At 41.9% G+C, this 13,383-nt stretch carries 11 protein-coding genes and 1 pseudogene; 5 read left to right on the top strand and 7 right to left on the bottom strand.

Going from position 1 to position 13,383, the window contains the following annotated elements; translation table 11 throughout:
• The 6 genes from AAEY93_RS11255 to AAEY93_RS11230 all read right to left on the bottom strand — a co-directional run.
• On the bottom strand, positions 1-1,003 hold a 1,003-nt coding region (locus tag AAEY93_RS11255), incomplete at its 3' end, for an ATP-binding cassette domain-containing protein (protein WP_351076919.1).
• 3 nt (positions 1,004-1,006) lie between these two features.
• Positions 1,007-2,230 (bottom strand): efflux RND transporter periplasmic adaptor subunit, encoded by a 1,224-nt coding sequence (locus tag AAEY93_RS11250; RefSeq protein WP_124011466.1) that lies wholly within the window; start codon positions 2,228-2,230, stop codon positions 1,007-1,009.
• A 67-nt stretch (positions 2,231-2,297) separates the two neighbouring features.
• The gene (locus AAEY93_RS11245) at positions 2,298-3,128 is read right to left on the bottom strand and encodes a YbhB/YbcL family Raf kinase inhibitor-like protein (protein ID WP_124011467.1); all 831 of its coding nucleotides are present in this window, start codon (positions 3,126-3,128) and stop codon (positions 2,298-2,300) included.
• 86 nt (positions 3,129-3,214) lie between these two features.
• Positions 3,215-4,651: an ATP-binding protein gene (locus AAEY93_RS11240; RefSeq protein WP_124011468.1), complete on the bottom strand. Its 1,437-nt coding sequence runs from the start codon at positions 4,649-4,651 to the stop codon at positions 3,215-3,217.
• Between the two features lie 9 nt (positions 4,652-4,660).
• Entirely contained in the window at positions 4,661-5,344 is a 684-nt protein-coding gene (locus tag AAEY93_RS11235; protein WP_351076914.1) for a response regulator transcription factor, read from the bottom strand.
• 289 nt (positions 5,345-5,633) lie between these two features.
• Positions 5,634-6,011: a hypothetical protein gene (locus AAEY93_RS11230; protein ID WP_164839483.1), complete on the bottom strand. Its 378-nt coding sequence runs from the start codon at positions 6,009-6,011 to the stop codon at positions 5,634-5,636.
• Positions 6,012-6,858: 847 nt separating this feature from the next.
• Here AAEY93_RS11230 and AAEY93_RS11225 point away from each other — a divergent pair.
• The 3 genes and pseudogenes from AAEY93_RS11225 to AAEY93_RS11215 form a co-directional block, all read left to right on the top strand.
• Positions 6,859-8,007 (top strand): GMC oxidoreductase, encoded by a 1,149-nt coding sequence (locus AAEY93_RS11225; RefSeq protein ID WP_233768530.1) that lies wholly within the window; start codon positions 6,859-6,861, stop codon positions 8,005-8,007.
• A gap of 252 nt (positions 8,008-8,259) precedes the next feature.
• Positions 8,260-9,477 (top strand): BCCT family transporter, encoded by a 1,218-nt coding sequence (locus tag AAEY93_RS11220; RefSeq protein WP_124011472.1) that lies wholly within the window; start codon positions 8,260-8,262, stop codon positions 9,475-9,477.
• 28 nt (positions 9,478-9,505) lie between these two features.
• Positions 9,506-9,880, top strand: a pseudogene (locus AAEY93_RS11215) (TorF family putative porin); the annotation flags it as partial.
• Positions 9,881-10,367: 487 nt separating this feature from the next.
• On the opposite strand, the gene AAEY93_RS11210 reads toward AAEY93_RS11215, so the two are convergent.
• On the bottom strand, positions 10,368-10,574 hold the full coding sequence (locus AAEY93_RS11210; RefSeq protein WP_124011473.1) for a hypothetical protein: 207 nt from the start codon (positions 10,572-10,574) through the stop codon (positions 10,368-10,370).
• A gap of 744 nt (positions 10,575-11,318) precedes the next feature.
• Here AAEY93_RS11210 and betI point away from each other — a divergent pair.
• Both betI and betB read left to right on the top strand, forming a co-directional pair.
• A complete protein-coding gene (gene betI, locus AAEY93_RS11205; RefSeq protein WP_101031630.1) occupies positions 11,319-11,915 on the top strand; it encodes a transcriptional regulator BetI in 597 nt (198 codons plus the stop codon).
• On the top strand, positions 11,915-13,381 hold the full coding sequence (gene betB, locus AAEY93_RS11200; RefSeq protein ID WP_124011474.1) for a betaine-aldehyde dehydrogenase: 1,467 nt from the start codon (positions 11,915-11,917) through the stop codon (positions 13,379-13,381). The genes betI and betB overlap by 1 nt, the downstream gene beginning before the upstream one ends.
• Positions 13,382-13,383 lie beyond the last annotated feature (2 nt).

Below are 13,383 nucleotides of genomic sequence, written 5' to 3'. Positions count from 1 at the left end.
AACTGCTAGAAGGTGCTCGATTTATGCAAGCGCAACAACAGGAGATGTGATCAAGAGACAGATCCTGACACAGGGGGCCCATTGAGGCAATATTATCCAAAATAGATTGCTGCGAACCAGCACCTAACGCAACGACAGACACCACTGAAGCAATGCCAATAATAATGCCGAGCATCGTAAGAAACGTACGCAAACGATGATTGGACATTGCAATTAACGCCATTTTTAACGCTTCAAGGTATCGCGACCAGTTTATCTTCTTATCTGTTCGAGAAGATTGTCTGTCTGCGATTAACGAGCTCGTTTCTGCTGGGATACGTTTTTGGTTATCGGCAATGATTTCGCCGTCTTTTAGCTCGATGACGCGATCTGCAAACTCAGCAATATGCGGATCGTGTGTCACCAAAATAATGGTGTGACCGTCGCGATGCAGTTCTTGAATGAGCTTCATCATTTCTTCGCCGCTATTGCTATCAAGCGCGCCGGTGGGTTCATCGGCCAGAATAATATCGCCACCATTGATTAAAGCTCTGGCCACACTGACACGTTGTTGTTGGCCGCCACTTAGCTGACTTGGTTTATGATCTAAACGATCGCTTAACCCTAGACGAGTCAGTAGTTTTTTAGCTTTTTCGTGTCGAGTTTGCGGCCCCTCATTGGCATACAATGCCGGTACTTCTACATTGCCCTGCGCAGTTAAATCTCCCAAAAGATGATAGCGCTGAAAGATAAACCCAAAATATTCACGTCGCAGTGCGGCTAGTTCATTGTCATCCATACTGGATGTGTCCTGACCATTAATGAAATAACTGCCTGCACTGGGTTTATCCAGACAGCCAAGGATGTTCATTAATGTTGATTTACCGGAACCAGACGCGCCGATAATGGCAATCAATTCACCACGACAGATTTGCAGGCTAATGTTGTTAAGTACCGTCAGCTCCTGCTCTCCGGCGGTAAAAGAACGACTAACACCTTTAATATTTAATAGAACGTCAGCCATGGGTTATAACCTCTTTCCTTTACCAAGACCTGGTACACTTTGTCCGAGCATATTGCCCTTAGATAGGCCGGTCATCGAAATCGCGTCGTCATTAGCTGAAGTTTGACCAAGCATGATTTGATCACCTTCGTTAAGCCCTGAGAGGATTTGAGCGTAGACTTTATTGTTAATGCCCACTTCAACATTGCGATATTCAATGTGGTTGTCTACTATCACTGGCACTTGATACGAAGCGCTTGGCCCCGTTTTTGTTATCAATATCTGTGATGGGACAAGCAACGTATCTTGCGCATTGGCTAAAATAATCGATACCTGCGCTGTCATGCCAAAGCGCAACAGGTTGTCTGGGTTTTCAACATCAAACAGAGCGTTGTAGTAAATCGCTTCATCATCGCCAATCATCAATGAGCTGTCGGCGCCGCTAAGCAAAGTTGGCCCTGGTTCAATGGTGCGTAATACACCACGGTACTTTTTCGCTGTCGCGCCCAAAATACTGAAATACACGTCTTGCCCAGCACTCACATTGATAATGTCAGCTTCAGATACTTGCGCTTTAATCGTCATTACGTCTAATTGCGCAAGCTCAATAATACTGGGGGTGCCTTGATTGTTATTAACGGTTTGCCCCTCTTCGACCGACACGTAAATCACGGTGCCATCAATAGGTGAACGAATAGTTGTGTAACCTAAATTGAGCTTGGCGTTATCGACACTGATGATTGCTTTGTCTTTTTCAGCACTGAGTTCATCAAGCTCAGCCAGATAAACCGCCAATATCGATTCTGCCGAATCAAAATCTGATACCGACGCAGCGCCATTAACCAGCATCTTCTTATTACGAGCATATTCAGACTGTGCGACTTTTATTTGAGCCTGCTTTGCCCGATATTGCGCATCAATACTTTGCAGTGATGCTTGGGCTTCTTTAAGGGCATTTTGTTGAGTTAAATTATCGATTTGAGCAATCAAGTCGCCCTGTTTTATATTTTGGCCAACGTTCACGTCCATTGTTTCGATTAACCCCGATACTTGAGCACCGACACTGACTAATTTAGACGGATAAAGCACGCCATTGGTAAGTACTACTTTTTCGATGTTGCCGCGTTTAACCACATCGGAGGTAAAGATAGGTTGGTCTTGTTGTGCTTGAGTGTACTTGTATCCTACAACGGCAACGATTGCGCCAAGAGTAAGAAGCAGCAAGGTGTTTTTAATGTTCTTTTTCATGTGGATCTCTTAATGTCTTTTTAGTGACTGAATCTGCGCTAACAATCTTGTAATAACGGCTTTGCGTTTACTTACTATCAATAACAGCAGAAGTCGTATTCAAAGTGGGTTTACACAATGGCAATGTTGACAGCGGATCCATGCTGTCATTATGTGGCTGTGCTTGTTCCGGATGAGATTCTTGCGGATGAGCTTGTGGTGAATGAGCCCGTTGCGGCGTTTGACAGTGTCGCTCAAAGCTCACAGTCAAAGAGTCTGAGTCCAGTATGAAGCCTTGCATGCTTTGTCGAAGCGATACTGCTGACACAGAGGCTGATACTGGGGCTGATACTGGGGCTGACACTGGGGCAGACGAATCGATATCTAAAAATTTGGATAGCGCATACAGATGAAAAGTATACACTTTTTGGCCAGGTCCTTTAGAACATGGCGGTGCATACTCGTTACGATCATTCACAGTATTACTGCCAAATGAACCAACAGATTGATTTTCTTTACTGCCAGAACCAATACCAGAAGCTTGCGCCGGAATATTGTAAACAATCCAATACCACTTGAGTTCCTCAGGCTGGTTTGGTTTAGGTGCCTGAGTGTCACCTTGAGGTGGAGTGCCTTTTTTATTGTCAGCCGAGTCAGGCTTTGATGTATTTTGTTCATTGTTGGTCGGGTGTTGATTAGGCATGTGGTCCATTATCACCACCAATGATTGGGTTCCGTTGGGTACTCCTTGCCAGCCTAATGGCGGTGAAACCCCCTCTCCTTCACAAGTGAATTCAGTTGGTAATGTACCATTATCGGTAAATGCAGGGCTGGTAAGTTCAAGTGACGCCTTGGCATTAGCGGCCGTTGCGGCTAGCAGCGTCAAAGATAAAATGGAGACAATAATGTAGGTTTTCATGGCCTAATATCCGTAGCGATTAAGTTAACGATTAATGAGTTAACTTAAGTGTATCGATTAGGCTTCGCTGATGGATGACAATGTTGTCATTTAACGATGGGTAACAACAGCCGCATAGTCACAACCTCACTATCACTGGGTTCAAGCGTAAGATCGCCCCCGTGTGCGCGAGCGATTTCTCTGGCTAAACTTAACCCCAAACCACTGCCAGATATCCCTTGAGTATGTGCAGGTTCTCCGCGGTAAAAACGATCAAAAAGTTTTACCCTGACGTCGTGAGGTATCGGAAGGCAAAAATTGCTAATCACGACTTCTATAGCAGACTCGTTTTGGCGAGCGTGAATAGTCACACCTTTGTGATGAAGGCTATAACGCATTACGTTTACGAGCAGGTTATTTAACAGCTGCTTCAGCAAGACAATATCGCCTTGGATGATTAAACCTTTCTCAATAACACAATCAAGCTCCAGTTCATCCGACAACAAGGTCATATCGGCGATCAACTCATCGACTAATTCAGTGATGTTTATCGGCTCAAAATGCAACGCCATAGAGCCAGAATCAGCCTGTGATAGCAGCAACAATTTACGGGTAATAGCTGACAAATGCCCCACTTCATCAAGAATGGCATTGAGATCTAATTGCGATGAATTTTCAGACAACACAGCTTGTTCAAGCTTGCCTCTTAGCACTGTGAGTGGCGTTTTTAGCTCATGGGCGGCATCAGCAGTAAAACGAGAAACTTGTCGAAAGCTGTCTTCTAGGCGATCGAGCATCGTATTGTATGCATCAATCAACATTTTGAACTCTTTGTCTTCTTTATGCTCAGGTAAGCGATGACTAAGATCTTTTTGGGTCACCTTATCCATTGCTTTGTGTAATCTATTTATTGGTCTAATCGTATTGGTTGCGATAAACCATGCCCCTAGAATACTGAGTAATAGAGAAAAAGGAATAACCACAATCAGCGCCGCCTGCAAGGTGCTCGTTAACTGGCTAGTGGTAGCGGCAACATCCACAGCGATAAAACTTTGTTGGTTTGAGGCTTGGAGTAAACTGGCTCGCCATTGGTTTTGCTGATGTTCAAAAAAGGCAAATTGACAAACAGCGTTGGCTTTATAGTTATCGGTTAACGCTAGTGGCTCAGCGCTCAGCCAATGTAAGCGACTTATAACATCTTGTACGTCAACACCCGTTGGCGCAGTTAAAAACCCTTGCTCCGCAGAACCTACCGAGAGCATTAATTGGTTCGGTGAACTAACTCGCAACTTGTCTGTTAAATCAGTCATTAACCGACTACCAGAAAGCGAAGTGTCGCGTAAATTATTTATATTGGCAGCGGGGTTATTTGTATCAGGCAGTGTACGTTTGGGTATTAAGCGTTTTGCTTCCATACAAAGGCGAGAATCAAGGTTAGTCAATTCTACAGTCATAATACGCGACCAACTTAAGCTGATAACCAGCGCAAGCACAGCTGTCACGGTTAAAATTGATATGGCAAAAATACGAGTACGAAAATACATATTAAAACCTTATCGAATGCTCAGGCGATAGCCTGTGCCGCGGACCGACTCAATGGCACCGACCATTTTACCCGCCTTCTCTAATGAAGCCATTTTATTGCGGATGCGTTTAATACACACATCAACAACATTGGTACACGGATCAAAATCGTATCCCCAAACATGCTCCAACAGCTGTCCTCGGGTTAATACTTGGTTAGGCGAACGCATTAAGTGTTCAAGCAAGCTAAATTCGCGACTAGTGAGTTCGACTGATTGCCCCTGACAATTAATGCTTCGATTAATGCAATCAAGTTGTAATGCGCCTACCTCAACGACATGCTGTTGTGTGCCGCCATGTCGTCGAAGCAAGGCTTGAATGCGAGCATGCAACTCTTCAACATAAAACGGTTTTGCTAAGTAATCATCAGCGCCCATGTCTAACCCTTGAACGCGGTCACCCAATTCATTACGTGCAGTAAGCAGAATAATAGGCGTATCGACACCTTGTTGACGCAGCGAACGAAGAATATCCAGCCCATCGCGGCCCGGAAGCATAATGTCGAGAATAATAACATCATAGGTATTATTGCTTGCCGCCTGATAACCTTGATTGCCATCGGCACAATGAGTGACCTTGAGATTTTTGGCGCGCAAACCTTCACAGATAAAATCTGCAATTTTTTGTTCATCTTCGACAAGCAATACTTTCATTGAGTTCTATCCTTGGGAAACACTTAAAAGTATCTCACCTGACGCATCGCACCCGCAACCTATATGACAACATTGTCATTTAAGGGATTAAGTCTGGTCATACAAGAAAAATTAAAGTCAGCCCTATTCAGGGTTTTCTTTTAGGTGCCAAAACAAACTCAATAAAAATTATAAGTATTAGTAGATGAATTTGTTGATTGATTTTAATTTGACTGCAAAAGCAGAAAAATACTTTCTACCCGTAAAATGGGTCGCCTATTGACTGGCAAAAATCTCTTATGTTTTAGGTTTAAAATGCGTAAAAATATACAGCTAAAAATAACGGAATATATAAAACACACCCAACACCAGCAGCAATGCGCATTTTGTTTTTACCCATGAGCTCTGTTGCATAAGCTAATTTAGGTGACCAAAAAATTGCAAAAATAGACCACAAGACACCAATTATTAACCACACTTGCCAAAACATTGGATTTAAATAAATCTGATCGTTTATATAACCATAAAAAGCAAATAATCCAATCGACATGAAAATTGCATTCGCAGACTCTTCTATTTTGACACTTAACTTACTATCGTCTGAGCCTTTAATATAGCCAAGAACCTTAAATGGAAATGGTAAAACTAAAATAACAACAAGTAACCAAAATGATATTTGCCAGAACATGACGATTAATTCTCTTTAAACCTAACGTTTTAGTATTTATGCGTTGTGCTGTTTGCATGGCATAAACCACTTGTTGGACTTGGCCGATGCCGAGTCCAGATTAATTGGTACGCTTTATGCTGTAGGAATTTGCTTTTTTGATGCTGGCTCTGGGCTGCAGAGCCGTTTTGAACTGATTATTTGGCTTGAATTGTACATGTTTCATTGAAATTCCCTTGTCATTGTGGTGTTCCATCACATCTTTTTTAAGTTTAGCTGATTCAATGAGGATAATATACTCGATTGAGCCAGCATTTGGCTCCGCGCATCGGCTTAGTTCAACAGCATATTAGCTGGGTTCCCGATAAATATCCTAAGAAGTTCACCAAAATCAACATCAAGCACCGATTGCCAATAATGTCAGCCAACAGTACAAAAAAGCACATCTCAGCGTAACCGCTTTGAGTTAATTGTCGCCTATTAACGATGACAGTAACGAGACTAACAGACACGTACATATCAGTTGCCAGAAGCTTAAGCATCAGTTTCACATGACAGATAAAACAGTCTCAAGATGACATTTTATCGCTAATCATCTCAAAAATAGCTGCAACTGTAATGATTACATGTAAAACCTTTTATTTTTAAAAACAAAAAAATAAACTTCATACCATCAATTATTAACCATTAAAAACATAGAGTTATACTTTAAGTGCTGATTTAGATCTTGTTTAGCAACATCAGCTTTATGTGATGCTGGTCAAATCAATGCTTGATAGTTAGAGCTCTAATCATTAGTATCGTTATCAATTAAGCGTACAATTAACAAACCTTAAGACCAATGATCCCCTATATAGCAAGACCTGTATTGAAAAACGACAGACAACAACAGCTGATTAATGCCACGTTAGTATCTGTCGAACACCATAGATTACCAAACACCACACGTAATCGCATTAGCGGATTGACGGCAATGTTATCAGGGATAGTCAACCACTATTTCGGTAGCAAACAAGGGATAATCCAAGCCAGCCAAAAATTTGTTTCAGATAAATTGATGCAAGCATTACTGACAACAACGTCATGCAAAAACGTCCCCCTTGTAACAAGGCTTTCAAAGAGTGTGGCAGCTAACCTTACCGAGATACAAGGTTCAAATACCACGACTAAAAATTACGTAAACTTCTGGTCTCAGGCGATAAACGCCTCTAGGCTAGCAAGCTTGCACAATATTAATAGTCAGCAGTTATACGCCCATCGGTTTTTTTCAGTTAACCCATCATGGCCAACATTAGCTGCCGTCAATGCGACTAAGCAAATCGCCGTCATTGCTGGTTTTTGGTTGTCCCGTTCGCTCAACATCAAGCCTTTTACATCATCTGGTGTTATCGATTCTAAAGCGGCTATAGCGAGGCCAGATTGGCAGTATCACCACCTACTTGCGGTAATGCACTATGATGGTAAAAATGCTTTTCTCAGGCATGGTTTCCAAGCACATATTGGCCACAATAAGCCCAAAAACTGTCCGACTGCGACAGTAGTATCAAATGATACTCAGGCTGCGCCTCAAATCCAGTTCAATTATTTATCACACCAAAATCACATTGAAGGCTTTAGCGCGCAGGTGCACTTAATCCGTGAATTTGTCAATCAAATGAGTGTAGATCAATACCGTTGTGAACCCATTCAAGCTAACTTATCAGCTCAAACGAATGAAGAGATTGAACGTTTTGTCACAAGCGCGGTTGAACGAGCTGACCAGCCGACTTGCTCGTGCAAAATGAGCGAAGATAACATGATGATTGTCCATTCAGAAACCAAAGTTCATGGCATTAATCGCTTACATGTCGTTGATCTGTCTATTTCCCCGACAATCCCTAATGGCCATTTGAGCTCACCGACCATCATGGTCGCCGAGCAAGGCGCCGAATTTGTTTTAGGTGCACAACCACAGCCCCCGCCACAGTTTGGCCAACGTTACCGTTGCCAACCCATCACAACGATTACAAGCGCTTAAATGATCGCTTAACTAACCACAAATTAGTCTATGGGTATCAATAATACACATCGACAATGGGTCGATGGCCAACCGATGTTTTTATAAATGGCCAATGTAGCCAAGTTCAATCTATCAGGGTTTAACTATCGTCTTCACGATACTTAAGGCTTGAGGGCATATTCGCCTTTAAAAATTGTTCTATGGTATGAGAAAAAGACAACAAGGAGCCCACATTTTGTTTATAAATACTATTTACCCAGGAGTTAAGTAATGACTACCTGGTTATCAATAGGCATTTTATTTACTTTTTCCGCTATAGCATTTGTGATTTATCGTTGGGGTAACATGCGGTGCATTGGTGTCACACCCGTGCATAAATTTACCTTTATTGCCATTTTGTTCACCTCGGGACTTGATGTTGGCTTAATCATGTTTCCATTAACCGAATTTGCCGGTTATGCTGATTTAGCCGCCAGTCCTGAATATGGATTTAGCAATCCGTTGGCAATTGAGTTTGGTTTTTGGTCCTATTTAATTTGGGCTTTTTACTTTTTAACCAGTTTCTACTTCTGTGTTATTGAACCTAGAGTACAGTTTTTTAAAATTCCGCTGATTAAATTTATTAATAACCTAGTAATTATTGGTACGTGTGCCTTTACCGCTTATTTATTATTGACCAATTTACCCTGGTATTTACCGCAATTAGGTGATGGTGAAAGCATTGTCAGTAGCTTTTACCTTATCGTGTTTATGGTGATTGCCGCCGCAGTGTATTCAAGCACCAGTATTCGCTATGTACGTTATCTCAGTTTAGCCAGTACTTGGTTATTCTTTGGTTTAATCGCCCTGATGTGGTCTGGTGCATTTTTAGCAGACGACTCAAGTGTGGGTGAATTCTTTACTACCTTTGCATTAATCGGTAATTACTTTAGCAATATCAATCGTTTTGTTTTACCCATCAATGATTACCATGAGTTTTACCTATTATGGTGGTTTGCGTGGAGCATTATGATTGGTCAATTTACCGCCCGTTTTGTCGGCGGCATGAAAACCTATCAAGTTTTGTTCGCCATGATGGTGTTCCCTTCTATTCCAATCGCAATTTGGTTCACCGTACTGTACTACTACAGCGCAAACGGCATTGATACATCAGGTTTCTATAATCTGGCCATGGTGATCGTTGGCATCACGTTTGTGATTAATTCACTCGATTCGCTAGTGCGTTTATACACAGACAACTTAAATATAACGGTTGAACGTTTTGGTAAAGTCCCTTATATGATCGGGAATGTGGTATTGCTGAGTGGTTTAACCTTGTTGTTTAAACTTGAATTTCTTCAAATACAATGGGTTGGCGCGTTATCTATTGGCCTGATCTTAGGTTGCTTTGGTTTTATCTTAATATCGCATTACCACAACGTGGGTAAAATTGAACACTCTCCAAAAGAAAATAAAATTGATTTCACTAAATTTGCATTAGCAAACTAAACCAATATTTATGTTCTAAGGAATAGTAATGAACAGGACAATAAAAAAGTTTGCCCTATTGATCTTATTTGCTCTACCAACTTCAGTCACTGCAGGAGAGTTAAGCGCCACGATTAATGCAACGTCTGACTATACCTTTAATGGTGTTAGCTAAACGGATAATGACCCGGCATTACAAGCCAGCCTAGACCATGCAGCAAATGACGCTTGGTACTTGGGTGCTTGGGCATCTAATGTTGACTTTGGTAGTGCTGATAACACTTAGTTAGAACTTGATTTTTATGCAGGTAAGTATGCTGAGTTAACTGATAAACTCTCTGTCGATGCGGGTATCGCATATTACACTTACCCTGGTGATAATGCCTCTGATGAGTATGACTACCCAGAGATATACACCAATTTACGATTACCTAAGGAGGCGCAAAATATTGATTTGTATTAATTGATATTTTGGCCAAATGAAGCCAAATCGAAGAAACATAATACTCGGTACACATGCACCTGAGACCGTCGAAAACAGGGACGTTTTCGCAGATCCCCCATGGATGGGTTTACGGCGGATCTTAGGTGTATGTGTACTTAAGGTCACTCTTTCACATCCATGTGATTGCGACATTCCGTTCATCCTGAACATTCCTGCGGCAGGCAATTGATAACATTGAATTAACGCTCTAAAGCAAACTACCAAACATGAAATAGGGTCTGCATTACTCGGACGAAAGTCCAACGACCCGTAAACTTTGGCGCATTAATCAGTTACCTGCCTAGCTGAGAAAGGTCAGATTTAACGATGAAATGAGTAACGCCACTTGTTCGGCTTGGTACAGATAAAAGTAACAATGTTAACCTGGATGAATCAGAGTGATAAAACGGATAATATCTGCCGGCGACTAAAGCCGGATAAAGTACGGTATCGCCACCAAGATAACCCCCATTATCAGTAAGCTGGTGACACTGGCAACAAAATACGGAAACACACATAACGCCATTCCAATACATAAGGGAACAATCGCTCTTTGACGTTTTCCATAGACAAAATACCCCATGCCAATGGCGCCAAATAGCACACTCCACATGATCATTGCTGCACTGCCCATCTGTTTGCCTCTTATCTATTGCCTAGCTATTGCCTACCTATAATGAATAGATTGGCTAATTTGTTGGATTATTTTGAGCTTTGGATTTGATCCAGTCAATCAGCTAGTCAGATCTTAATGTTAATAGGCTTCCAACTAATGCAAATAATGCAATTAATGCAATTAATGCAATTAATGCAATTAATGCACTAAGGCCCATCCGCCTTTTACTATAAGACTCCAGCGTCTAAGAACCCTAATGTCATCACAAACAAGCTTGGTAAACTGACCGCGATTCAAATCAACATCAAGCACTGATTGCCAATAATGCCAGCCAACAGTACAAAAAAGCACACCTCAGCGTAACCGCTTTGGGTTAATTGTCGCCTATTAACGATGACAGTAACGAGACTAACAGACATGTACAGATCAATCGCCAGAAGCTTAATCATCAGTTTTACATGACAGATAAAACAGTTTCAAGATGACATTTTATCGCTAATCATCTCAAAAATAGCTGCAACTGTAATGATTACATGTAAAACCTTTTTATTTTTAACAACAAAATATCAACTTCATATTATCAACTATTAACCATTAAAAACGTAGACTTAAACTTTAAATGCTGATTTAAATCTTGTTTAGCAACATCTGTTTTATGATCTAGATCAAATAAACGCTTGATACTTAGAGCTCTAATCATTAGTATACTTATTAATTGAGCGTTCAATTAACAATTGTTAATACGGATAACGGACCCATTTTATGTCAAGACCTATAATGAAAAACGTCAGACAACAACAGCTGATAGATGCCACGTTAATGTCTGTCGAACAACATGGGTTACAGAACACGACGATTAATACTATTAGTGGATTAGCCGGAATGTCATCTGGGATCATCAGCCACTATTTTGGTGGAAAACAAGGGTTAATAGAAGCCACGCTAAAATTTCTGTTAGATGAATTGAAGCAAGCATTACTGGCCAGAACATCAGGCAAAACGTTAACCCCGATAGATCGGCTTTCAATGATTGTGGAAGCTAACTTTACTGAATTACAACGTTCAGGCGGCGCGACAAAAACATGGTTAAGCTTCTGGTCCCAAGCGATGCACGATCCTGGACTCGCAAGGTTACAAAACATTAATAGTCAGCGGTTATACAGCAATCTGCTTTTTTCGTATAAACAACTGTTACCTAACATTGAAGCGGTCAATGCCGCTAAGCAAACTGCGGCAGTGATTGATGGTTTTTGGTTACGCAGTGCGCTGAGTGCCACCCCAATTGAAGATTTTAAACAAGCCCAAATTTTATCTAAAGCCTTTATAAAGGCTCTGATCGTGCACAACGGAGTAAATTGATGTCATCTAGAGTTATTTATCAAAATTATATTCATGGAAAATACCAGTCAAATGGCACTGGTGAAACATTTGAAGTAACAAATCCTGCTACAGGGGAAGTCAGCTATTTAGTTGAGGTGGCAACTGAGTCTGTGCAACAAGCCGCCATAGACAGCGCTAAAGTCGGTTTTGCGATTTGGTCGGCAATGGCCCCAATTGAACGTAGCCGCATTTTACTAAAAGCCGTTGCCCTACTTCGTGAACAAAATGATGAACTTGCCGCAGGTGAAGTACTCGATACTGGTAAACCATGGCAAGAAGCCTCAGTAGTCGATGTCGTTACTGGTGCCGACTCTATCGAGTTCTTTGCAGGTCTCGCCCCCAGTATTGAAGGTAATCAGCAACCTGTCGGCGCAGATTTTTATTACACTCGCCGTGAGCCATTAGGCATTTGTGCCGGTATTGGCGCATGGAACTACCCACTACAGATAGCTTGTTGGAAAGCCGCCCCTGCACTTGCTTGCGGTAATGTGATGATTTTTAAGCCTTCAGAAGAAACCCCTCGCGGCGCAATGCGTTTAGCTGAAATCTTCACTCAAGCTGGCGTGCCGGATGGCGTATTTAACGTTGTTCAAGGTGACGGTAGCGTCGGTGAATGGCTAACCACGAGTAAAGATATCGCTAAAGTATCTTTTACTGGCGAAGTGGGAACCGGTAAAAAGGTCATGGCAGCCGCCGCTGGCTCACTAAAATACGTGACCATGGAGCTGGGCGGTAAGTCGCCATTGATTATCTTTAACGATGCCGACGTTGAAAATGCAGTATCAGCTGCGATGTTAGCTAATTTTTATACTCAAGGCGAAGTCTGTACTAATGGTACTCGAGTCTTTGTGCAGCAAGATATTTATCCGCAATTTATTCAACGCTTAAAAGAACGTACTGAGCAGAACATTATTTGCGGCGATCCAATGGACCCTAACACTAATTTCGGGGCATTGATCTCACGCGACCATCAACAAAAAGTACTTGACTACATTGATATCGGTAAAAAAGAAGGTGCTACCTTATTAACCGGTGGAACAGCATTACAGCCTGACAATGCCCCTAATGGTTTCTTTGTTGCCCCGACTATCTTTACTGATTGTACCGATAACATGACCTTGTCTAAAGAAGAAGTGTTTGGGCCGGTAATGTCGGTATTAACCTTTACTGATGAAGACGAAGTGATCCGTCGAGCTAATAGCACTCATTTAGGTTTAGCGGCTGGCGTGTTTACTCAAGACATAACCCGTGCTCACAGAGTGATCCACCAAATCCAAGCAGGCATTTGTTGGATTAATGCCTATGGCGCCTCCCCTGCAGAAATGCCTGTTGGTGGTTATAAAATGTCGGGGGTTGGCCGTGAAAATGGCGCTGAAACATTAAAGGCATACACGCAAATCAAAGCTGTTTACGTGGGTATGCAGTCACTTGAAAGCCCATTTTAAGG

The organism is Shewanella sp. CAL98-MNA-CIBAN-0140, assembly GCF_040309905.1.
GTDB lineage: Bacteria > Pseudomonadota > Gammaproteobacteria > Enterobacterales > Shewanellaceae > Shewanella > Shewanella psychromarinicola.
The sequence above is the reverse complement of the archived record's forward strand: the minus strand, read 5'-3'. Positions and strand labels throughout refer to the sequence as shown.

Excerpts from the sequence above, each read along its gene's own strand:
- betI (WP_101031630.1), top strand. The coding sequence starts at position 11,319 with ATGTCAAGACCTATAATGAAAAACGTCAGACAACAACAGCTGATAGAT.
- AAEY93_RS11245 (WP_124011467.1), bottom strand. The coding sequence starts at position 3,128 with ATGAAAACCTACATTATTGTCTCCATTTTATCTTTGACGCTGCTAGCC.
- AAEY93_RS11240 (WP_124011468.1), bottom strand. The coding sequence starts at position 4,651 with ATGTATTTTCGTACTCGTATTTTTGCCATATCAATTTTAACCGTGACA.
- AAEY93_RS11220 (WP_124011472.1), top strand. The coding sequence starts at position 8,260 with ATGACTACCTGGTTATCAATAGGCATTTTATTTACTTTTTCCGCTATA.
- AAEY93_RS11210 (WP_124011473.1), bottom strand. The coding sequence starts at position 10,574 with ATGGGCAGTGCAGCAATGATCATGTGGAGTGTGCTATTTGGCGCCATT.
- betB (WP_124011474.1), top strand. The coding sequence starts at position 11,915 with ATGTCATCTAGAGTTATTTATCAAAATTATATTCATGGAAAATACCAG.
- AAEY93_RS11230 (WP_164839483.1), bottom strand. The coding sequence starts at position 6,011 with ATGTTCTGGCAAATATCATTTTGGTTACTTGTTGTTATTTTAGTTTTA.
- AAEY93_RS11235 (WP_351076914.1), bottom strand. The coding sequence starts at position 5,344 with ATGAAAGTATTGCTTGTCGAAGATGAACAAAAAATTGCAGATTTTATC.
- AAEY93_RS11250 (WP_124011466.1), bottom strand. The coding sequence starts at position 2,230 with ATGAAAAAGAACATTAAAAACACCTTGCTGCTTCTTACTCTTGGCGCA.